The organism is Chryseobacterium shigense (assembly GCF_900156575.1).
GTDB classification, from domain to species: domain Bacteria; phylum Bacteroidota; class Bacteroidia; order Flavobacteriales; family Weeksellaceae; genus Chryseobacterium; species Chryseobacterium shigense.
Genome location: NZ_FTNY01000004.1, coordinates 655,391 through 676,114, shown reverse-complemented (window position 1 = coordinate 676,114; position 20,724 = coordinate 655,391). Strand labels below are relative to the sequence as shown.

The following is a 20,724-nucleotide window of genomic DNA, read 5'->3' as shown; positions in this document are numbered from 1 at the left end:
CTAAATTAATCCTGTATAATCTCTTTCACCAAGATATTCTTGAAATCTTAAAAGATAGCCGTCAGGATCCTGAATTAGTAATTCTTTAACACCCTCTTCTTTATTATTGATTCTGTACCACTGTTCTTTGGGCTCTCTAAAGTAGGTAATGCAGTATTCCTTAATTTTTGCGATGATACTACTTAAACTGTTTACTTCAATTTGGAAATTAATTCCTCTTCCTCTTGGAAAAACAGGTGCTTCTGTAATCCATGCTTCCGGGTGATCCTCTTCAAGCATCAATTGCGAACCTTCATAAGAAATCAATATGAACCGATCTTCTTCTCTTTCAAATTCTACTGTAAACCCAAGTTGTTTTACATAAAAAAGTTTAGATTGAGCTATGTTGCTTACCTGTAATTCTGGAGTTAATCTGTTGAATTCCATTTTTTATGGTTCTTTGTGAATTTCGAGTATTTTAACTGATGTATTTCTTTTCTACCAGATTATTTTCAGTATCTAAAATCAGGATGCCTTCATCCTCACTGTTGAGCTGCCCGAGTAAACTTCCGTCATTATTCCAGACAGAAGACTTTCCGGCACATTCATAACCTCCGGACTCTCCGATGAAATTGGACATTACAACATGCATGTGGTATTTTTCTGCGATAGTAGATAGCTTACTAATATCTTCATCAATGCCATTGAAAGAATTGAGAACACTTGCCGTATAGATGTTTGAACCTGCCTGATAAGCTTCTTGAGAATGCAGCGGATCCGATAAATCATAACAGATGGCTAATGAAATTTTATTCTGCAATATTTCCAACTGACAGAAGGTATTTCCTTTTGAAAAAACCGCGGTTTCCGTTGGGAAGAGATGACGCTTTGAATAAACTTCTCTTCTTTTTTTCGGTTGAAATATAATACTGCTGATCAATAATTGATCCTCAGATTTTGTAGGCATTCCAACAGTGATGCTGATGTTATTTTCATCTGCCAATTTCTGGAATACCTCTAAAGTCTCATTTTCATAATCAATTGATAGCGGTTCCGCTAATTTAGGTTCGTAGTCGGTAATTGAAAGCTCAGGGAAGATAATGAAATCAACATTTTTATAAACTGCGGCTTCGATTAATCTTGTATGATTCTCAATGTTTTTCAGAATATCTCCTTTTACAGGTTTAATTTGTGCTGCTGCGATTTTCATTTTTAGGTCATTAAAAAAGCGGGGAAAATAACCCCGCTTTCAATTTATGCTTTTAAATTCAATTGTATTTCAAGTTCGTCCAGCTGTGCATCAGCAATAGATGCAGGAGCGTCGATCATCACATCCCGTCCTGAGTTATTCTTAGGGAATGCGATATAATCCCGGATCACTTCGTTTCCGTCAAGAATAGCTACCAAACGGTCAAATCCGAAAGCCAAACCACCGTGAGGAGGTGCTCCGTATTTGAAGGCATTCATCAGGAATCCGAACTGCGCTTCTGCTTCTTCTTTAGTAAATCCTAAAAGGTCAAACATTTTAGACTGAAGATCTTTGTCAAATATTCTGATAGAGCCTCCACCGATCTCGTTTCCGTTAAGAACCATATCATAAGCGTTGGCTCTTGCTTTGCCCGGATCTGTTTCCAGTAAATGAATGTCTTCCGGCTTAGGAGAGGTAAAAGGGTGGTGCATGGCATGGTAGCGTCCACTTTCTTCGTCGAATTCCAATAATGGGAAGTCTACCACCCAAAGCGGCGCAAATACATTTCCTTTTCTCAGTCCCAAACGGTTTCCAAGTTCCATTCTTAATGCAGACAGCTGAGCTCTTACCTTATTTTCATTTCCGGATAAGATCAGCATTAAGTCACCTTCTTTAGCTCCGAATTTTTCAATGATCTTCGCCAGATCTTCTTCGTTGTAAAATTTGTTGACAGATGAGGTTTTCACACCATCATTCTGGAATTTAGCCCAAACCATTCCGGATGCCCCAATCTGTGGACGTTTTACCCATTCTACCAATTCATCGATCTGCTTTCTTGTATAATCAGCACATCCTTCTACATTGATTCCTACTACTAATTCAGCGTCATCAAATATTTTAAAATCTTTTCCTTTGACCAAATCATTCAGTTCCACGAATTCCATTCCGAAACGGATGTCAGGTTTATCGTTTCCGTATTTTTGCATGGCTTCTGCAAAGGTCATTCTAGGGAAAGTTCCAAATTCCTGACCTGTAATATCTTTGATGAGTGTTTTCGTCATTCCTTCAAAGACATTCATTACATCTTCCTGCTCTACGAAAGCCATTTCACAGTCGATTTGTGTAAATTCCGGCTGTCTGTCTGCTCTCAGGTCTTCATCACGGAAGCATTTTACAATCTGGAAATATTTATCCATTCCCCCTACCATCAACAATTGTTTGAAAGTTTGGGGTGATTGTGGTAAGGCGTAGAATTGTCCCGGATTCATTCTGCTTGGAACAACGAAGTCTCTTGCGCCTTCCGGAGTAGATTTAATTAAAACCGGAGTTTCCACTTCGATAAATCCTTCATCTGAAAGGTAATTTCTTACTTTCTGCGCCATTTTGTGACGGAAGATCAGTTTATCTCTTACCGGCGCTCTTCTGATATCCAGATAACGGTATTTCATTCTTAATTCTTCACCACCATCCGTTTCATCTTCAATAGTGAAAGGAGGAAGTTGAGATTCATTAAGAACCGTTAATTTTTCAACTAAAATTTCAATTTCTCCTGTTGGAATATTGGGATTTTTGCTTACTCTTTCGATTACTTTTCCTGTAACCTGAATAACGAATTCACGTCCCAATTTTTTTGCCTCTTCCATCATTTGTGCAGAAGAACGATCCTGGTCAAAAACCAATTGGGTAATTCCGTAACGATCCCGAAGATCTATCCAAATCATAAATCCTTTATCACGGATAGTCTGTACCCATCCGGAAAGTGTAACTTCTTCATTAAGATTTTTCAGAGATAATTCTCCGTTCGTGTGTGATCGAAACATAATTATTTGTTTAAGGTTCAATGTTTAAGATATATGGCCTAGCTTTCTGATGATGAAGTTTTCAACCATAAATTCCGGAGGCAAAGATAAGATTTTTGAAGGTTTTTTAAACAAAAAAAACTCCCTTTCGGAAGTCTTGTATATTATTTGAGGGCTTTTTAGTTATTCGCAGCTCCTTTTTGTAGCAATAGTTGTACAGTTTGCTCTTTCTTTCCTAATTTAGCTAACGCAAGAGGTGTTTTACCGTTGCAGGCCTTATTAACATCTACTTTGTTGTCAATAAGAAATTGAACAATAGTATTTCTTCCATAAAGTGAACTAAAGCCTAAAGCGCTGAAAGTTTCATCTTTAAGGGGAAAGCACTTATCATAATCTGCTTTTTGAAAATTCTTTTTAAATGAAGCAACATTGTCAGACTGAATGGCTTGCATCTGAGCTTTACTCAATGTCTGAGCAGAAAGCATATTAGCAGATACTGAGATTACAAGTATAGAAACGGTAGAGATTATTTTTTTCATAAGATTCATTTTAAGAATATACAAATCTAAATTATTTTTTTGATATGAGTAACTAAATTTTTATAAGAATTGAATTTGTATTTTTGAAAATCAGATAATTATTAATTAGGAAATGACAAAATATATAGCGTTTTTGAAAAAAGCATTTAGTGGAGAAGAGGTAGATTATACTAAAATAACGATAAGAAGTGCTGTACTCCTTTTGGCGGTTCCTATGATGCTGGAAATGGCTATGGAATCGGTGTTTGCACTGGTTGATCTGTATTTTGTAGGACATTTGAAAGAAAGCGGGTATGCGATTCAGACGGTTGGATTAACAGAATCTGTACTTTCGGTAATGTACTCCATTGCGATAGGAATGAGTATGGCTGCCACAGCCCTGGTTGCAAGAAGGATTGGTGAGAAAAATCCGGAACAGGCTTCCAGAAGTGCTGCACAGGTTTTATTGGTTTCATTTGGTATTACTTTTATCCTAAGCTTGTTTGGAGTCATGTATGCCGAAGAGATTTTGGTTCTGATGGGCTCAAAGCCTGAAGCGGCAGCATATGGAAAAGACTTCACAAGGATCATGATGGGAAGCAGTGTGATTATTATGCTTTTATTCCTGATCAACGGGATTTTCAGGGGAGCAGGAAATGCAGCCATTGCGATGAAGTCTCTCTGGATCGCGAATATTGCCAACATTATACTCTGCCCCGTTCTGATTAAAGGTTTTGGACCCATTCCTGCGATGGGGCTTACCGGAGCAGCCTTAGCCACTACGATAGGAAGAAGTATCGGTGTGATGTATCAGCTGTATCATCTTTTGGTAGCAGATACTCAGATTCGTATTGCGCTTCCTTATTTTACCCCTGATTTCAAACAAATAAAAGGCATCGTGAAAATTGCGACACCGGGAATTTTTCAATTTGTGATTGCTTCATGCAGCTGGATCTTTCTTGCCCAACTGGTAGCAACTACCGGAGGAGAAAATGCTTCTGCAGGTTACCAGACCGCTTTAAGGCTGATGATGTTTTTTATACTTCCTGCCTGGGGTTTGAGCAATGCAGCTTCAACGCTTGTTGGACAGAATATGGGGGCCAATGAAATGGTAAGAGCGGAACAGGCTGTCATGAAAACCGTAAAATACAATGTGATCTTTATGCTGGCAGTAAGTGTACTGTTTTTTCTGCTTGGAGATTTCCTGGTCGGCTTTTTCACACAAGAAACCGAAATCAAAGTGGTTGCTAAAAATGCATTGCACATTATGAGTGTGGGATTTATTTTCTATGGAATGGGAATGGTGCTCATCAATGCTTTTAACGGAGCAGGAGATACATGGACCCCTACCTGGGTGAATTTCTTCGGATTCTGGTTGTTTCAGATTCCATTGGCGTATTTTCTTTCCAAGCATTTTGGAATGGGGCCTAAAGGTGTATTTATTTCTATTCCGGCTGCGGAGACTTTAATTACCATTGTAGCTTTCATCTTGTTTAAAAAAGGAAGATGGAAAACGGTAAAAGTGTAGATTTATAAAAATTTTAACAGCCTTAATTTTTGGTTGTAAGTTCTATTGCCTAATTTAGTGCTAAACCAACAAAACAGTTATCATTATGGGAAAAGGAGACAGAAAATCAAGAAGAGGAAAAATCAATTCAGGAAGTTATGGTAAAAGAAGACCGAGAAAGGCTTCTAAGTCAATTGGTCCTTCTGAAACTAAAGCAAAAAGCTAAAAAATAAAAAAGGCTGAAGATTCATCTTCAGCCTTTTTTGATATACAAAATTAAATTATTTTCCTCCTAAAATGTTACCAAGGATGCTTCCTAAGCCGCCGCCCTGTTGCTGTTGTCCTCCGCCTCCGCCAAGTACACTTCCCAGGATATCGTTAAGTGGATTCCCTCCCGACTGCGATTGACCGCTTCCTAAAACACTTCCTAAAATGTCATTCAATGGGTTAGACTGTTGCGTTTGTGCCTGGCTGGATGCATTTCCAAGAATTCCTCCTAAGAGATCTCCTAAGCCTCCTGCTCCTACATTATTCTGTTGCTTCTCTTTACCGATATATCCCATGATTACCGGAGCAAGCATCGCTAAAATAGGTCCTATCTTATCGATTGAAATTCCTGTATTCTGAGACAATTGGTTTTCCACGGTACTTTTTTGTCCGCCAAAAACGTGGTCAAGAATTGATCCTCCTTCAGCCTGTCTTGCTTCTGCTTGTGTTGCATCATCAAGAATGCTTCCGTCGTGGTCTTTATCTAAAGCATTATTTAAAGCTTCTGCTTCTTTAGCATCCTGAGACTTATTTCTAAGATACGAAATTACCAATGGTGCAGCTACCGCCAATAAAGCGATGATCTGGTTTCTGCTGATTCCAAATTTGTTTTCAGCCTGCTCAGCAACCTGGTTGCTGGTACTACCTGTAAGTAGGTCAATTAAACTCATGTTTGTGTTTATTTTAAAGTATTAAGTAAATCAAAGTTATCAAAAAATGTGATTCACAAAATCTTTTCACTTCACAATTATTGTTAAAGTTTTTTTAGCTCTTCATCTGTATATCCTTTGCTCTTCATCAGCTCTATGTATTCGTTGGCTCCGTTGAGCATCCAGTGCATTGGATCCGGAGATTTCTTTTTTTCAATAATAAAATCAAGGATTCCTACATTATTATTCATCCAGGGAACCAAATAATAATCCAAGCCCCCTTTATACTTTTTAGCCTCATGAAAGCTTCTTCCTTTTTCGGTTAAAAATGCCGTTTTATAGGAAGCATAATAGCCTAAAGGAATGAGAAGACATATCCAGGAGAATTTTTTTAGAGGAGCATATTTAGGCAATGCAAGTCCATATCCGATCGAAAGAGCAAAAATCATATTAAATGGGATGAAAAATACATAATTGTCCGAAACGGCATAGAATGTAGAGAATCCATATACACACACAGCAGCAGTGAAGAATACAAAAAACATCTTCTTATTTATCCTGTATAAGGCGATCATTCCTATGATTCCGAAAAATATAAACAGGTTGAAATTGTAAATCAAATAGCCTATGGACTGTACAAAATCAAGTAAATATTGTTTTGGTGTTTTCTTGAATGTATCCTGAATCCAGTGTGCTCCCTCTGAAGTGTAAGGAGAATTAAGCGGCAGCCCCTGTGCTACATTTAAAACAGTTATTAATAAGAATAGAATAAGAAAAATAATCAGTGAAGTATAAGCATATTTTTTTTCTGTTCTAAAATAGTATAAAAACAGAAAAAGACTGGGAATCATGAGTATATTCTGGATATGCAACCAAAGACTTATTCCTAAAAATAACCCACTTAAAATAATGTAGTTTTTCTTATGTTCTGTAAAGGTTTTGACCATTGAGAAAAAGAAAAGACTGATCCATAAAGAATTATAGGTGTATACCTCTACGATCTCTGCATTTCTCCAAAAGGAAAAACTAAAACCGAAAACAAAAGCGGTTGTAATGGATACCCACTCTATTTTTGTAATACTTTTTACCGTAAGATAAATCACAGATACTGTAGCAGCAGCAGATCCAATGATTAGGAGTCTGCTGGTGGCAATAGCATCAAGTCCTGTAATGTTTTTTATGAAAATAGCGGTGTTTACGTAGAGGATATGGGTAATAGCTGTCGCTACCGTTTTGTATTCTCCAATCTCTACACTATGGACAAATCCTACACAATCAGCAAAAGGGATTCTTGTAAAACTACCTGCATAATAGATCGATATGAAAATGAAAAATATAAATATTGCGTATAAGTTTTTAAACATAAATTAATTCTTAACAATGGGAACATTAGAGCACGCTTCACCGAACATTAATGATTTTACCAAAGGTTTTAGCTGTTCAACCAGTTCTATATAAGCGTTTTCAGGAATCTCTTTATCCGAACATCCTTTTACTAAAACTCTTTTGCCTCTCATATCTTCGAAATCATAAGTCTGGATGGCATTATGCATCAAAATAACTTCCAGATCTTCCTTATTTCCAAAGACAATCTTTTTAGCGACATCTGTAAGTTTAGCGGTTAATACAAAATAAGCCCACAACGGAATTATAGTATCTACAGAATTGTAAATGTATATGTAAGTATCTTCATACGCTTTTGTATCTATTGCATCTACTTTTTCCCGGAAATCTTTTTCCTTCAGGATCATCTCCTGGAAAAGAAAATCTTTAAGATCAATACCTTTTCTTATCCCCTTAGGAACCAGGGTCGCTAGATCAAAATTGATAAGACCGCTTTCAGCAACTTTATTTCGGATTTCAAATTCTTCTGACATTTTTTATCATTATCTTTGGACAAATTTACAAATTAAGATCATGAAAACCTTAATTTGTTCTCTATCCTTACCATAGAAACCTCCCATGATTTAAAATGATCTCATAAAATGAAGGGAAATTAAAGGGAGTTATAACAACAAATAAAGATTTCGGAAGAAATGAAATATTATATTATTGCAGGAGAAGCTTCCGGTGATCTTCATGGGAGCAATTTAATGAAAGCCCTTCTGGAGAAAGATCCGAAGGCAGAGCTCCGGTTCTGGGGTGGTGATCTTATGAAAGCTCAGGGCGGAACATTGGTAAAACATTACCGAGATCTCGCTTTTATGGGGTTTCTGGAGGTAGCTATGAACTTGAGAACGATTCTGAACAACATCAGGTTCTGTAAAGAAGATATCAAAAAAAATAAACCGGATATTCTTATTCTGATCGATTATCCTGGATTTAATCTGAGGATTGCAAAATTTGCAAAAGAACTTGGGATTAAGGTGGTCTATTATATTTCTCCGCAGCTTTGGGCCTGGAAAGAAGGCAGAGTAGAGATCATTAAAAAGTATGTGGACGAGATGATGGTTATTCTTCCTTTTGAAGAAGATTTTTATAAAAAACATGGGGTTCATTCCCATTTTGTAGGACATCCGCTGCTGGATGCTATTTCCAGTCTGAAAGATATCAGTCCAGAAGAATTTAAAAAAGAAAACGGACTGAACGAAAAGGAAATTATAGCCCTTCTTCCGGGTTCCCGAAAACAAGAGGTGGAGAAAATGCTTGAAATAATGCTTTCTGTAAGGCCTCACTTCAAAAACTATCAGTTTGTCATTGCCGGCGCACCAAGTCTTCCGAAAGAATTTTATCAAAAATATGTGGATGACAACGTTCATTTTGTTTCCAACAGAACCTACGATTTGCTGAGGTGCTCAAAAGCTGCACTGGTGACTTCAGGAACCGCCACATTGGAAACTGCTTTACTCAATATTCCGGAAGTAGTATGCTATCGTGGAAGCAAAGTTTCTTATGCGATTGCCAAAAGGTTGGTGAAAAACATTAAGTATATTTCATTAGTCAATCTGATTATGGATAGGGAAGTCGTGAAAGAGCTGATCCAGACCGATCTGAATACCAAAAATCTGGTTGAAGAACTCAATAAAATAATAGAAGGTCAAAAGAGAAACCAGGTTCTGGCGGATTACAGTCTTTTAAGAGAAAAATTAGGTGGCAAAGGAGCCAGTGCGAAAGCGGCTGAGGTCATTTTAAATGTTTAAAATACTTTCCTGATGTTTGGCTCAATGGTTTTGTAGATTTAAATTTTATAACAATGAATTTTAAAAGCTTTATACTATTCATGGCATTGATCTGTTTTTCTCCGGAAAGCTTTGCTCAAAACAGCCAATCCAGAGATAAAGTCCAGATATTCTATTACGGCTGGTACGGAAATCCAACCACCGATGGGAAATATGCTCACTGGAATCATGATATTTTACCCCATTGGAATAATCCCAAATGGAATAATCTTGGACATCATAAAGGAGGAGACGACATAGGTGCCAATTTCTATCCTGAACTGGGAAATTATAGTTCAAACGATTCTGAGATCATCAGGAAACATATGAAAATGATCAAACAATCCGGTGTGGGAGTGGTTGTCCTAAGCTGGCTTGGGAAAGATCCTTTTGTGGATAAAAGCATCATCAGATATCTTGATATTGCAGATCAGTTTGACCTTAAAATCGCTTTTCACATAGAACCTTTCTATAAAAATATTACGGAACTCAAAGATCAGCTTTCCTACCTTGTCAAATCCTATTCCCATCATCATGCTTTTTATAAAAAGGATGGAAAACCACTGTATTATATCTACGACAGTTACAAAATTTCTCCTTCAGAATGGTCAAAGCTTCTATCCGAAAATGGAGAACAAACAGTTCGGAATACAGAATTGGATGGACATTACATTGGATTGTGGGTGGAAAAAGAGCATTCAGATTTTTTTGAGAAGTCAGGTTTTGATGGCTTCTATACCTACTTTGCCAGTGAAGGCTTTGTCTTCGGGAGCACGACCTCCAATTGGAGTTATCTTTCCCAATTTGCAAAAGACCATCACCTTATTTTTATTCCATGCGTAGGCCCCGGTTATTCGGATACAAGGATAAGACCCTGGAATGAAGCCAATTTCAAAAGCCGTGACAACGGAAGATATTACGAAACAATGTTTAAGGCCGCCGCAAAAGTACATCCTGACTATATTGGGATCACTTCTTTTAATGAATGGCATGAAGGAACACAAATAGAACCCGCAATTCCTAAAAAAACAGGAAATTTCAAATATGAAGATTATGGGAAAGATTCCTGGTTTTATATTAAGGAAACAAAGAGGTTGACTGATCAATTCTTAAAAGGTAAATAATTATAAAAATTACAGTTGATAGGCAAGTTCTATTCATAGAATAAGAATTTACATTGAAAATTTTCATTAATAAAATAAAATTGCTGTTACGAACAGTTTTCAAATACAAAGTCGTCTGATCCAGTCGGCTTTTATTTTTTTTAATAAAATGCAATTTCAGAGTAAATAATCAAGCCCGATATTATTCGATATAATGGTGAATAGTGCTGAATTCCTGCAAATTACGTGTTATTTTATAATCAAATAAAGTCATACTTTTTGGTTATTAAATAATCGTATTCATTGAACAAACAACCTGTTCTTATTCTTGCCACTTGTTTTATTCTGGGGATTTTTTTTCAGGATCAGATGGAGATGCATAAAAAATTCGTTTATTCTGTATCCGCATGTTGTTTGCTGTTTTTCATATTAACTTTCTTTCATTCTTATTTCCTGCATAAAGTGAAAGCTTTGTTGCTAGGGTTGCTGTTTTTTGGAGCAGGAATAGTTCTTCATTTTTTTAATGCCTCTTCTTCCTGTGACCATCTTGTTCCCCAAAAAGGAGTAATCGTCTTTAAAATATCAAAGAAATTAAATTCTACTGGGAAAAATAAGAAATACGAAGTCTTTGCCCATAGTGGAAAAGAAAATTTCAATGCAGTTCTTTATATTCCTAAAGCACATGAAGAACTTGATTTTAAACACTATTACAAAGCGGAGGCATATCTGTCAAAACCGAAAGCGCCAAAGCATGATTTTCAATTCGACTACTTCAAGTATTTAAAACGGAAAGATATTGAATATCAGTGTTATGCATCAAAAGACATTTCTTCTACCATAAGAACTGATTTAAACCTTACCGAATGGATTCAGCAGCAAAGATTTGAAATCCTGAAGAAGATTGATGCTGTTTCAATATCGGCAAAGACCCGCGAGTTTTTGAAAGGAATTATTCTCGCAGACAGAACGGAAATGGATGCTGAAACGGTACAGGATTTTAACAGGTCCGGGCTGGTTCATTTTTTAGCTATCTCCGGAACACACATCGTTGTTATTTTTGGACTCTTTTACTTTTTGCTGACCCGGTTTAGTCCTCTCCGGTTCAGAAAATACGCAGTTATGGCAAGTATAGCTTTTATCTGGTTGTTTGCCGCGCTTATAGGTTTTGGGAATTCAGTCATCCGCTCCTGTATTATGCTCACGGTCTATTTCATGTATATAATTCTTCAGCGAAAACCGGATTTACTTCACTCTCTTTCACTATCTGCAATGATTATTTTGGTATTTGATACCCAGCAGATTTTTGATGTGGGATTTCAGTTAAGCTTTCTTGCAGTTTTAGGTATTTTTTGGTTAAATCAGCCCCTTTTGAAATATTTTCCTCAACAGGATGGCTATTTTAAAAAATTAATATTCAACACCATTACCATCTCCTTATCCGCACAATTGGCTACTCTTCCGGTAGTTCTTTATTATTTTCACCAGTTTTCTTTTGTTTCTTTTCCTGCTAATATTTTGATTGTTCCTTTTTCAGAACTCCTCATTATATTTTCTTTTTTAATGACCATTCTCATAGCACTGCGGGTGGATTTTGAATGGATTAATTTTGCCTATGATCTGTCCATTCAGATTTTGCTAAAACTTATTCACTGGTTTGCAGAATCAGAGATCCTGCTTTTTTCTGAAATTCCTATGAATAAAGCTGAAGTATTGCTTTTATCTGTAATTGTTTATAAATTGAGACCGTTACTTTTAAAAGTTGATTTTAATCATTCAATCAGATTTTTGACCATGATTTTAATGTTTCTTATAATCAGAACGGGATTTTATATTTTCGAAAATCAAAAAGAAGAGATCTTACTTCATGATTTTAATAAAACCAAAGTATTATCTTTGAAGAAAGGTGACAGAGCCTGTTTTTGGATTGCTGAAAACTCAGATCAAAAGAAAATGATCCGGTTTATAGCCAGCCCATATTGTGCTTCAAGACGTATCCGGAGTATAGAAATAAAGACTTTTTCTGATAAGGTGCAAAAAGTAGCCTGTAACGGGAAGATATATGATTTGAAATAATAACCGGCATTTTTTATTTTTTCCTTATATAATGCGGCAGATTCTTATTTAGAAAGATTACAAACTGGCTAATTGTGAGATTTCTCAGTTCCCGATATTGTTAACATTTCTTAATTTTGTGGGAAATTCAAATTTAAACTTATATGGCAGGTTTAACGAGTTCTACGATAGGTAGAAAATATGCGATGGCATTATCAGCTCTATTTTTGCTGATCTTTCTTATACTGCATTTGACGACCAATTTGTTATCAGTCCTGAATCGTGATGCATTCAATACAGCATCAGATTTTATGGGCTATAATCCTTTTGTGCAGTTCTTAATGCAGCCTGTTCTTGGTTTTGCAGTTCTTTTCCATTTCATTATGGGATTTGTACTGGAAATTAAGAACAATAAAGCGCGTCCGATAAAGTACGCTTCAAACAACCCTTCTGTGAATTCTTCATGGATGTCCAGAAATATGATTATTTCCGGTGCCGTTGTTTTAGCCTTTCTTGCGCTTCACTTATATGATTTCTGGCTACATGAAATCAACTACAAGTATGTAGAAGGACTTGCTCCTGACGCAGAACGTTTCTGGCCGGAGTTACATGAGAAGTTTGCAGATCTTTGGAGAGTCGCTTTATATGTGATCTCTTTTGTTTTGCTTGGACTACATTTGGCTCACGGTTTCCAATCTTCTTTCCAGTCGATTGGTGCCAGACATCCGAAATATACTCCGGTAATTAAAGCTTTTGGAAAATGGTATTCAATCCTTATTCCTGCAGGTTTTATTTTTATTGCAATTTTTCACTTCGTAACTCAATAATATCAATATACCAATATGAGTAAATTAGATTCAAAAATTCCGGCTGGTCCTTTAAAGGATAAATGGAAGCATCATAAAGACCATATGAACCTTGTTGCACCAAACAACAGAGATAAGATTGATATTATTGTTGTAGGGACAGGTTTGGCTGGTGGTTCTGCTGCAGCTACATTGGCTGAGCAGGGATATAATGTAAAAGCATTCTGCTATCAGGATTCTCCAAGAAGAGCACACTCCATTGCAGCACAGGGAGGTATCAACGCCGCGAAAAATTATCAAGGTGATGGTGACTCTACCTACCGATTGTTCTACGATACCATCAAAGGTGGTGACTACAGAGCGAGAGAAGCCAACGTTTACAGACTTGCTGAGGTTTCAGCTAATATTATCGACCAGTGTGTTTCACAAGGAGTTCCTTTCGGAAGAGATTACGGCGGACAGTTAGATAACCGTTCATTTGGTGGAGTTCAGGTAAAAAGAACGTTCTATGCTAAGGGACAAACAGGTCAGCAGTTATTGTTAGGTGCTTATTCTTCTTTAAGCCGTCAGATCGGTAAAGGAAGAGTGAAAATGTACAACCGTCATGAAATGCTGGATTTAGTAATTGTAGACGGAAAAGCAAGAGGTATCATCGCAAGAAACCTTGTAACAGGTGAAGTTGAAAGACATTCTGCTCACGCTGTGGTTATTGCATCAGGAGGATATGGAAACGTCTATTTCCTTTCTACCAATGCAATGGGTTCAAACGTTTCTGCAGCTTGGAAGATTCACAAGAAAGGAGCCTATTTTGCAAACCCTTGTTATGTGCAGATTCACCCGACTTGTATTCCAGTTCACGGAACGCAGCAGTCTAAGCTGACTTTGATGTCTGAATCATTAAGAAACTCAGGAAGAATTTGGGTTCCTAAGAAAATCGAAGATTCAGTTGCTATCAGAGAAGGGAAATTAAGACCTGAAAATATTAAAGAAGAAGATAGAGATTATTATTTAGAAAGAAGATATCCTGCATTCGGAAACTTAGTTCCTCGTGACGTTGCGTCCAGAGCAGGAAAAGAAAGATGTGATGCCGGTTTCGGAATCGAGAATAATGATACGAAAGAAGGCGTTTACTTGGATTTTTCTACAGAAATCATCAAAAAAGGTAAAGAAGCTGCTATTGAAAAGCATATTCATAATCCTAGTGACCAGCAAATTTACGACTTAGGTAAAGCTTGGATTGAAGAAAAATACGGTAACCTATTTGTAATGTACGAAAAGATTACTGCTGATGATCCTTACAAAACTCCAATGAAAATTTATCCTGCAGTTCACTACACAATGGGTGGGGTTTGGGTTGATTATAACCTTCAGTCTACAATCCCTGGATGTTTCGTCATTGGTGAAGCTAACTTCTCAGACCACGGAGCCAACAGATTGGGAGCTTCTGCATTGATGCAAGGTCTTGCAGACGGATATTTCGTACTTCCTTATACCATTGCAGATTATCTTTCTTCAGATATCAGAACAGGAACTATTCCTACAGATTCAGCTGATTTTGTTGAAGCTGAAAAAGGAATTAAAGATAAAATAGATTTCTTCTTAAATAACAAAGGAACTCATTCTGTAGACCACTTCCATAAGCAATTAGGAAACATTATGTGGAATAAAGTAGGAATGGGAAGAACTCCTGAAGGATTAAGAGAAGCAATCAGAGAAATTGAAGAAGTGAAAAATGATTTCTGGAAAAACGTAAAAGTTCCCGGAGATGTAGAAGGGATGAATACGGAGCTTGAAAAAGCATTCAGAGTAGCAGACTTTATTGAACTTGGACAATTAATGGCTATCGATGCATTACACAGAAACGAATCTTGTGGCGGGCATTTCAGAGAAGATCATGCTACTCCGGAAGGGGAAGCTGAAAGAGATGATGTCAACTTCAAATATGTAGGAGCTTGGGAATATCGTGGTGATGATATCAAACAGGAAGTTCTGCACAAAGAAGATCTTATCTATGAAAACATCGAAGTTAAAGCGAGAAGTTACAAATAATCTCCAACCTATAAATATAACATTATGAGTGCAAAAAAAGGCCTTCATCTTACCCTGAAAATTTGGAGACAAAAAAATAGTAAAACTAAAGGTCAGTTTGAGACCTATAAAATATCGGATGTTTCTACAGATTCTTCATTCCTGGAAATGTTAGACATCCTTAATGAAAATATTATTAACGAGGGAAAAGAACCTATCGCTTTTGACCACGACTGTCGTGAAGGAATCTGCGGAATGTGTTCTCTTTATATCAATGGCAGAGCCCACGGTCCCGATACGGGGATCACAACTTGTCAGTTGCACATGAGAATGTTCAAAGACGGTGAAACCATCGTTATCGAACCTTGGAGAAGTGCTGCTTTCCCCGTTATTAAAGACTTAATGGTAGACAGAAGCGCATTCGACAGAGTAATGGCTGCCGGAGGTTTCATTTCGGTGAACACTTCAGGAAATACATTGGATGCTAATGCTATTTTGGTTCCTAAAGAAGATGCAGACAAAGCAATGGATGCTGCCGCATGTATCGGATGTGGTGCGTGTGTAGCGACTTGTAAAAACGGATCTGCAATGCTATTCGTAGGAGCTAAAGTTTCTCAGTTTGCTTTATTGCCGCAAGGTAGAGTAGAAGCTAAGAGAAGAGTTCTGAACATGGTGAAAGCGATGGACGAAGAAGGATTCGGAAACTGTTCCAATACCGGTGCTTGTGAAATTGAATGTCCGAAAGGAATTTCTCTTGAAAACATCGCCAGAATGAACAGAGAATATATGGCTGCTATGGTAGATAACGGATAGAACCTATTCTAAATATATAAAAAATCGTCTTCATTAGGGAGACGATTTTTTTATGCTATGCATTTGTCTGTTAAAATTTGTTAAGTTGTTGATCAGATAAGATATTCTTTATTTAATAAGTCTATATTTGGTGAACACTTTTTATGAAAAGAAGAAGAATTATCATACCGGGAGTTCTTTTTGTCTATGAAAAATTATATTGAGAAAAAACGGCTCAACACCCCTTTTCATAGGGTTTTCATAAAATTTTCAAAAAAAATAAATAGTCTTAATCAACAAGCCGTAAAAAACGGTATTTTTGTGTAATATTAAAATTGAAATGAAAAAATATCTTTTATTGTTTATCATCACAGTTTTTGTGATGTCTTGTTCAAAAAAAGTTGAAGTAAAAGGAAAAATTGCTGGAAGTTCACCGCTCGAAAGAATTGAATTTGTTGAAGCTTCTGGTGTAGCAACACTTCCACTTGTTAATATAGGTTTAGATAAAAGTGGCAACTTTACGGGAAGTTTCGATGCTCCTAAAGACGGAATGTATGTCATCAACTATGCAGGAAGACAAAATCTTATTTATCTTGAAGGCGGACAGAAATTGGAGATCTCCGGAAACGCAATGACTTTTCCAAACGAATTCGTAGTAACAGGAGATGCTAAGAAAAACAACGATTTCCTTCAGGCCAGCCAAAAATTTTTAGGCGAGTATGGAAGCAAAATCAACATTCAGCAGTTAATGTCTGGAGACGAAAAAACATTCCTGAAAGGAGCACAGAAGATCGAAGCTGATATCAACAAAAATGTAGATGATCTTGCTCAAAAAAATAACCCGGGCAAAGGGATTCTGGAGTGGAAAAAGAATGATGTGAAAGTAACGATTCTGAACCTTCTTGCCAACTATGAAATGGCAAAACGCCAGATGTCTGGAAATCCTTCATTTAAAGTTTCTAAATCTTTCCAGGATTATGAAACCAAACTGGAAGCAAATAAAGATCTGATGGTAAAAACCATTCCATTATACAGACAATATCTGCTTGTGAAATTGAGTCCTGATTTTCAAAAGTTTGCAGAAGCTAAAACAAAAGGGAAAACAGATGTTACCACTTCAGAAGTGTTCGCACAGTTCCTGAAAGACAGAAAAGAAATTTCTCAGACAGCTAAAGATTACCTTTTGGCATTTGTTGTAGCTCAGGATATCCATCCAGGTGCTCCTGCGAAAAATACAGAGAAAATCAAGAAAATTATTGATACAGATATTACAGATGCGTCTGTGAAAGCAGATCTTGTAAAAATGCAGGTAGCGATCAATGGCCTTAAAGTAGGTGAAGCTGCTCCTGAAGCATCGTTAGTAAAAGCAGATGGTAAATCTTACCAGCTTTCTGAAAACAAAGGAAAACCTTATATGCTCTTCTTCTATGCATCTTGGAACCCATACATCAGCGAAGCTACAGTTCCTGTATTAAAAGAAGTGGTTAATTTCTATAAATCAAAAATGAATTTTGTTTTTGTAAACGTTGATGATACAAAAGATCAGTTTGTAAAAACAAGCAGTGCCTTATTAAAAGGAATTCCGGGAAACAATGTGTACGGAGAAAAAGGTTTGGAATCAGATATCGCTAAAAAATATGGAGTGTACGGATTCAAACTGCCTTGTTTCATCATTGTGGATAAAGACGGTAAGATTGCCAGCAGATCTTTTGTCAACTTAGGTGAGCAGGAGGTGGTAACCATCCTTGATAAACTTACAGGTCTTTCTGCACCAAGAGTAGAACCGAATATGCAGCAAATGCAGCAGGGAATGCAAATGGATCCTTCAGCACAGCCTGTAAATCCGCAGCCTGCCCCAACAAAATAATAAACTTTAGTATAGATGGAAACCTTATCTTCGGATAAGGTTTTTTTTTATTGTATTTTTGCCGGATCAAACCGAAAGTTTTTTCGGTTGTAATAGAAAAATAGAATAGAGATTTTGGAATACAACCGGAGGGTTTATTCCCACCATTAAAAGAAATTGAGTTTACGGATGAGAAAGAAGAAAGATATTATTCTTGAAAATATTAAGTTGTTCGGTGCAGGGGCAAAAGGGGTGGCTATAGGAAAAACGGAAGAAGGAAAAACAGTACTGATCTCAGGTGCAGTCCCGGGAGATGTTGTGAATGCAAGAGTGAAAAAATCCAAGTCCAAATACTATGAGGCAGAAACTGTAGAAGTGGTGGAACCTTCACCATTCAGAGTAGAAGCTAAATGTATTCATTTTGGAACCTGTGGAGGCTGCAAATGGCAGAATATGAGCTACGAAAAACAACTGGATTTCAAACAGGAAGAAGTATACAATAATATTAAAAGGATTGGCGGAATCGAAGACTTTGAAACCGTTCCTATCCTGGGTGCTGAAGAACAGTATTTTTACAGGAATAAAATGGAGTTTTCTTTCTCCAACGCGAGATGGCTTACCCAATATGAAATCAGCTCTGAAGAAAACTTTGGAAGCAAAGATGCTCTTGGATTTCATATTCCGGGAATGTGGAGTAAGATTTTAGACCTTAAAGAATGTTTCCTTCAGGAGGATCCGTCCAATGCGATTCGTCTGGCAGTGAAAAAGTTCGCCGTAGACAACGGATTGGATTTCTTTGATGTGAAAAATCAGGAAGGCTTTTTGAGAACCTTGATGATGAGACAGAACTCTAAAGGAGAGTGGATGGTTTTATTCCAGCTTTACAGAGAAGAGAAGAACAACAGAGAGCAGCTTTTCCAGTATTTATTAGAGAAGTTCCCACAAATCAAAACATTGGTGTATGCCATTAATCCAAAACACAATGATTCTATCTACGATTTAAATGTAAATGTTTATTTCGGAGAAGGATTTTTAATGGAAGAAATGGATGGACTGAAATTTAAAATTGGACCAAAATCATTCTTTCAAACCAATTACAAGCAAGCATTGGAGCTCTATAGAAAAACATTGGAGTTTGCAGATTTAAAGGGAGACGAAGTGGTTTATGATCTTTATACAGGAACGGGAACTATTGCCCAGTATGTAGCCAGAAATGCAAAACATGTTATCGGTATAGAATCTGTTCAGGAAGCCATTGATGCTGCTATTGAACATGCTGAATTAAATGGTCTTACCAATACAACATTCTATTGTGGAGACATGAAAAATGTCTTTAATGACGAATTCATGGAAAATCATCCCAAAGCAGATGTTCTGATTACCGATCCGCCAAGAGATGGGATGCACCAGAAAGTAGTTGAGCAGATTTTGAAACTTGCTCCGGAAAAAGTAGTTTACGTAAGCTGTAATTCTGCAACACAGGCAAGAGATTTAGCATTAATGAAAGAACATTATACGTTGGTAAAAATATTACCTGTTGATATGTTCCCGCAAACCCACCACGTTGAAAATATAGCGTTACTGATTAAAAAATAATTTTATTTAAATTTGAATTTCAAATCTTAATATGAAATACTTAAAATTTCTCGTGATGATCTGTTTCATCGGAATACTCTTTTCCTGTGGCGGAGAAGACGATATCTGTGAGAGCGGTGAAGGAACCCCCAGAATGAAGGTGACGTTTAAGTCTTTTGAATCCGGTAAGGAAACAATTATCCCGGTTATATATGCCGCGGTAGACTATGGTTCCGGAAAGGTGGAGCTGGGTAAACTTGAAAAAGAAGGTTCCTGGCTTATTCCCATTAGGGTAGATGATTCCCCTTATACAGATCTTTATTTCAGGATCGAGGAGAAGGGCGTAGAATCTCATGTACGCGTCACTTATACCACGAAGACAAAGTACGTATCCCCAGGATGTGGAATTAAAAAAAGCTACGAGAATTTAAGTTCAGAATTAATACAATCAAATCCTGTCCTGAAAGTGGAAACAGGACAAAATCAAATAGAAAATGAAGACAAGACTCATCTTTTCCTTCTTTTTTAGCATAATAGGAATGCTGGCCCTGGCCCAAGAAAAAAAAGACACCAAAGAGCCCAAAAAAGTTCAGGAAAAATATAACCCGAATTTTATGGTCGGTCTTGATGTTCTTAATTCTGGAGTTTCCTTTTTTTCAGACAGAAAGCTTTACCAGGGGTTTATCTCAACGAAAGTGAGAGGAAATATTCATGCCATTGCAGAAGCCGGTTTTGAGAAGAATATCTATCAGAAGAACGGTTATGATGCCAAAGCAAGCGGCCCTTTTGTAAAACTGGGCGCATTTTATATGCTTGCAAAAGATCTTGAAAATGAATTCAATGGTTTTTATGCAGGAGGTAAAATAGGAGGTGCATTTTACAATCAGGAATACATGGCAATCCCTGTGCGTGGTTTTGGCGGGAGTAGTTCATCTGTATCATTTCCAACCTCTTCACAAACTTCTGCTTGGCTGGAAGGTACCTTGGGAGGAAGAGTACAGTTATTTGAATCCAATTTTTATATTGATGTCAATCTTCAGCCAAGATATTTAGTCTATACCTCCAAACAAGATGATATCACACCGATGATTGTACCCGGATTTGGTAAAAGTTCAGCCAAATTCAATATGGGTTTCGCATGGAATATAGCCTATAAATTTTAAATTTTGGCTGATCCCTGTTTTAAGATCAGCCTTTACTAACACTATATAGATCCTCAGATTTTTATCTGAGGATTTTTTTGTGATCCAATTTCAGTTTTTATTGAAGAATTTGGTGAGCTGACTCCTAAAGATTGACCCAATTTTTTTTAAACCGTTCTTTTGGTGCAATAGTGTATCTCTTTTCGAATAGGAATTAAAAATATCAATAGATTATTCCCAATTCAGACCAGAAAATAACACGAAGTCAAATAATATAAAATCCTCAGGCTCTATCGAAGATTTTAAGTTTTAA

At 36.9% G+C, this 20,724-nt stretch carries 19 protein-coding genes; 12 read left to right on the top strand and 7 right to left on the bottom strand.

Annotated features, from left to right (window positions below):
- The 4 genes from BW964_RS16610 to BW964_RS16595 all read right to left on the bottom strand — a co-directional run bounded on the left by BW964_RS16610 (position 1) and on the right by BW964_RS16595 (position 3,506).
- A complete protein-coding gene (locus tag BW964_RS16610; RefSeq protein WP_076508809.1) occupies positions 1–426 on the bottom strand; it encodes a bleomycin resistance protein in 426 nt (141 codons plus the stop codon).
- 31 nt (positions 427–457) lie between these two features.
- Positions 458–1,189, bottom strand: coding sequence for a carbon-nitrogen hydrolase family protein (locus BW964_RS16605; protein ID WP_076508807.1), 732 nt, complete (start codon positions 1,187–1,189; stop codon positions 458–460).
- Positions 1,190–1,233: 44 nt separating this feature from the next.
- On the bottom strand, positions 1,234–2,988 hold the full coding sequence (gene aspS, locus BW964_RS16600) for an aspartate--tRNA ligase (RefSeq protein ID WP_076508806.1): 1,755 nt from the start codon (positions 2,986–2,988) through the stop codon (positions 1,234–1,236).
- Between the two features lie 158 nt (positions 2,989–3,146).
- The gene (locus BW964_RS16595; protein ID WP_165789195.1) at positions 3,147–3,506 is read right to left on the bottom strand and encodes an ankyrin repeat domain-containing protein; all 360 of its coding nucleotides are present in this window, start codon (positions 3,504–3,506) and stop codon (positions 3,147–3,149) included.
- A 112-nt stretch (positions 3,507–3,618) separates the two neighbouring features.
- Between BW964_RS16595 and BW964_RS16590 the strand changes: the two genes are divergently transcribed.
- Together BW964_RS16590 and BW964_RS16585 are read left to right on the top strand one after the other, a co-directional pair.
- The gene (locus BW964_RS16590) at positions 3,619–5,013 is read left to right on the top strand and encodes an MATE family efflux transporter (RefSeq protein WP_076508803.1); all 1,395 of its coding nucleotides are present in this window, start codon (positions 3,619–3,621) and stop codon (positions 5,011–5,013) included.
- An 85-nt stretch (positions 5,014–5,098) separates the two neighbouring features.
- Entirely contained in the window at positions 5,099–5,218 is a 120-nt protein-coding gene (locus BW964_RS16585; RefSeq protein WP_073329526.1) for a 30S ribosomal protein THX, read from the top strand.
- 55 nt (positions 5,219–5,273) lie between these two features.
- Here the strand turns inward: BW964_RS16585 and BW964_RS16580 are convergent, their stop codons facing one another.
- The 3 genes from BW964_RS16580 to BW964_RS16570 all read right to left on the bottom strand — a co-directional run bounded on the left by BW964_RS16580 (position 5,274) and on the right by BW964_RS16570 (position 7,786).
- Positions 5,274–5,930, bottom strand: a complete 657-nt coding sequence (locus BW964_RS16580; RefSeq protein WP_076508801.1) for a DUF937 domain-containing protein — start codon at positions 5,928–5,930, stop codon at positions 5,274–5,276.
- Positions 5,931–6,013: 83 nt separating this feature from the next.
- On the bottom strand, positions 6,014–7,273 hold the full coding sequence (locus BW964_RS16575; protein WP_076508799.1) for a protein O-mannosyl-transferase family: 1,260 nt from the start codon (positions 7,271–7,273) through the stop codon (positions 6,014–6,016).
- 3 nt (positions 7,274–7,276) lie between these two features.
- The gene (locus tag BW964_RS16570) at positions 7,277–7,786 is read right to left on the bottom strand and encodes a DUF2480 family protein (RefSeq protein WP_076508797.1); all 510 of its coding nucleotides are present in this window, start codon (positions 7,784–7,786) and stop codon (positions 7,277–7,279) included.
- A gap of 159 nt (positions 7,787–7,945) precedes the next feature.
- Here BW964_RS16570 and lpxB point away from each other — a divergent pair, with 159 nt between their 5' ends.
- The 10 genes from lpxB to BW964_RS16520 all read left to right on the top strand — a co-directional run bounded on the left by lpxB (position 7,946) and on the right by BW964_RS16520 (position 20,432).
- Positions 7,946–9,049, top strand: coding sequence for a lipid-A-disaccharide synthase (lpxB, locus tag BW964_RS16565; protein WP_076508795.1), 1,104 nt, complete (start codon positions 7,946–7,948; stop codon positions 9,047–9,049).
- Between the two features lie 53 nt (positions 9,050–9,102).
- Positions 9,103–10,191, top strand: coding sequence for a glycoside hydrolase family 99 protein (locus BW964_RS16560; protein ID WP_076508793.1), 1,089 nt, complete (start codon positions 9,103–9,105; stop codon positions 10,189–10,191).
- A gap of 282 nt (positions 10,192–10,473) precedes the next feature.
- Entirely contained in the window at positions 10,474–12,243 is a 1,770-nt protein-coding gene (locus BW964_RS16555) for a ComEC/Rec2 family competence protein (RefSeq protein WP_076508791.1), read from the top strand.
- A gap of 143 nt (positions 12,244–12,386) precedes the next feature.
- Positions 12,387–13,049, top strand: coding sequence for a succinate dehydrogenase cytochrome b subunit (locus BW964_RS16550; RefSeq protein WP_034701962.1), 663 nt, complete (start codon positions 12,387–12,389; stop codon positions 13,047–13,049).
- Positions 13,050–13,064: 15 nt separating this feature from the next.
- Positions 13,065–15,077 (top strand): fumarate reductase/succinate dehydrogenase flavoprotein subunit, encoded by a 2,013-nt coding sequence (locus BW964_RS16545; protein WP_076508790.1) that lies wholly within the window; start codon positions 13,065–13,067, stop codon positions 15,075–15,077.
- Between the two features lie 24 nt (positions 15,078–15,101).
- Positions 15,102–15,869, top strand: a complete 768-nt coding sequence (locus tag BW964_RS16540) for a succinate dehydrogenase/fumarate reductase iron-sulfur subunit (protein ID WP_076508788.1) — start codon at positions 15,102–15,104, stop codon at positions 15,867–15,869.
- A 319-nt stretch (positions 15,870–16,188) separates the two neighbouring features.
- Positions 16,189–17,715, top strand: a complete 1,527-nt coding sequence (locus tag BW964_RS16535) for a TlpA family protein disulfide reductase (protein ID WP_076508786.1) — start codon at positions 16,189–16,191, stop codon at positions 17,713–17,715.
- Between the two features lie 168 nt (positions 17,716–17,883).
- Entirely contained in the window at positions 17,884–19,290 is a 1,407-nt protein-coding gene (rlmD, locus tag BW964_RS16530; protein ID WP_076508785.1) for a 23S rRNA (uracil(1939)-C(5))-methyltransferase RlmD, read from the top strand.
- A gap of 31 nt (positions 19,291–19,321) precedes the next feature.
- Positions 19,322–19,798: a DUF6452 family protein gene (locus BW964_RS16525; RefSeq protein WP_076508783.1), complete on the top strand. Its 477-nt coding sequence runs from the start codon at positions 19,322–19,324 to the stop codon at positions 19,796–19,798.
- On the top strand, positions 19,764–20,432 hold the full coding sequence (locus BW964_RS16520; protein ID WP_076508782.1) for a DUF6048 family protein: 669 nt from the start codon (positions 19,764–19,766) through the stop codon (positions 20,430–20,432). The genes BW964_RS16525 and BW964_RS16520 overlap by 35 nt, the downstream gene beginning before the upstream one ends.
- The last annotated feature ends 292 nt before the right edge of the window (positions 20,433–20,724 follow it).

Bases quoted from the DNA above. Each gene is read 5' to 3' on its own strand.
- BW964_RS16610 (WP_076508809.1), bottom strand. From the start codon at position 426: ATGGAATTCAACAGATTAACTCCAGAATTACAGGTAAGCAACATAGCT.
- BW964_RS16605 (WP_076508807.1), bottom strand. From the start codon at position 1,189: ATGAAAATCGCAGCAGCACAAATTAAACCTGTAAAAGGAGATATTCTG.
- aspS (WP_076508806.1), bottom strand. From the start codon at position 2,988: ATGTTTCGATCACACACGAACGGAGAATTATCTCTGAAAAATCTTAAT.
- BW964_RS16595 (WP_165789195.1), bottom strand. From the start codon at position 3,506: ATGAAAAAAATAATCTCTACCGTTTCTATACTTGTAATCTCAGTATCT.
- BW964_RS16590 (WP_076508803.1), top strand. From the start codon at position 3,619: ATGACAAAATATATAGCGTTTTTGAAAAAAGCATTTAGTGGAGAAGAG.
- BW964_RS16585 (WP_073329526.1), top strand. From the start codon at position 5,099: ATGGGAAAAGGAGACAGAAAATCAAGAAGAGGAAAAATCAATTCAGGA.
- BW964_RS16580 (WP_076508801.1), bottom strand. From the start codon at position 5,930: ATGAGTTTAATTGACCTACTTACAGGTAGTACCAGCAACCAGGTTGCT.
- BW964_RS16575 (WP_076508799.1), bottom strand. From the start codon at position 7,273: ATGTTTAAAAACTTATACGCAATATTTATATTTTTCATTTTCATATCG.
- BW964_RS16570 (WP_076508797.1), bottom strand. From the start codon at position 7,786: ATGTCAGAAGAATTTGAAATCCGAAATAAAGTTGCTGAAAGCGGTCTT.
- lpxB (WP_076508795.1), top strand. From the start codon at position 7,946: ATGAAATATTATATTATTGCAGGAGAAGCTTCCGGTGATCTTCATGGG.
- BW964_RS16560 (WP_076508793.1), top strand. From the start codon at position 9,103: ATGAATTTTAAAAGCTTTATACTATTCATGGCATTGATCTGTTTTTCT.
- BW964_RS16550 (WP_034701962.1), top strand. From the start codon at position 12,387: ATGGCAGGTTTAACGAGTTCTACGATAGGTAGAAAATATGCGATGGCA.
- BW964_RS16545 (WP_076508790.1), top strand. From the start codon at position 13,065: ATGAGTAAATTAGATTCAAAAATTCCGGCTGGTCCTTTAAAGGATAAA.
- BW964_RS16540 (WP_076508788.1), top strand. From the start codon at position 15,102: ATGAGTGCAAAAAAAGGCCTTCATCTTACCCTGAAAATTTGGAGACAA.
- BW964_RS16535 (WP_076508786.1), top strand. From the start codon at position 16,189: ATGAAAAAATATCTTTTATTGTTTATCATCACAGTTTTTGTGATGTCT.
- rlmD (WP_076508785.1), top strand. From the start codon at position 17,884: ATGAGAAAGAAGAAAGATATTATTCTTGAAAATATTAAGTTGTTCGGT.
- BW964_RS16525 (WP_076508783.1), top strand. From the start codon at position 19,322: ATGAAATACTTAAAATTTCTCGTGATGATCTGTTTCATCGGAATACTC.
- BW964_RS16520 (WP_076508782.1), top strand. From the start codon at position 19,764: ATGAAGACAAGACTCATCTTTTCCTTCTTTTTTAGCATAATAGGAATG.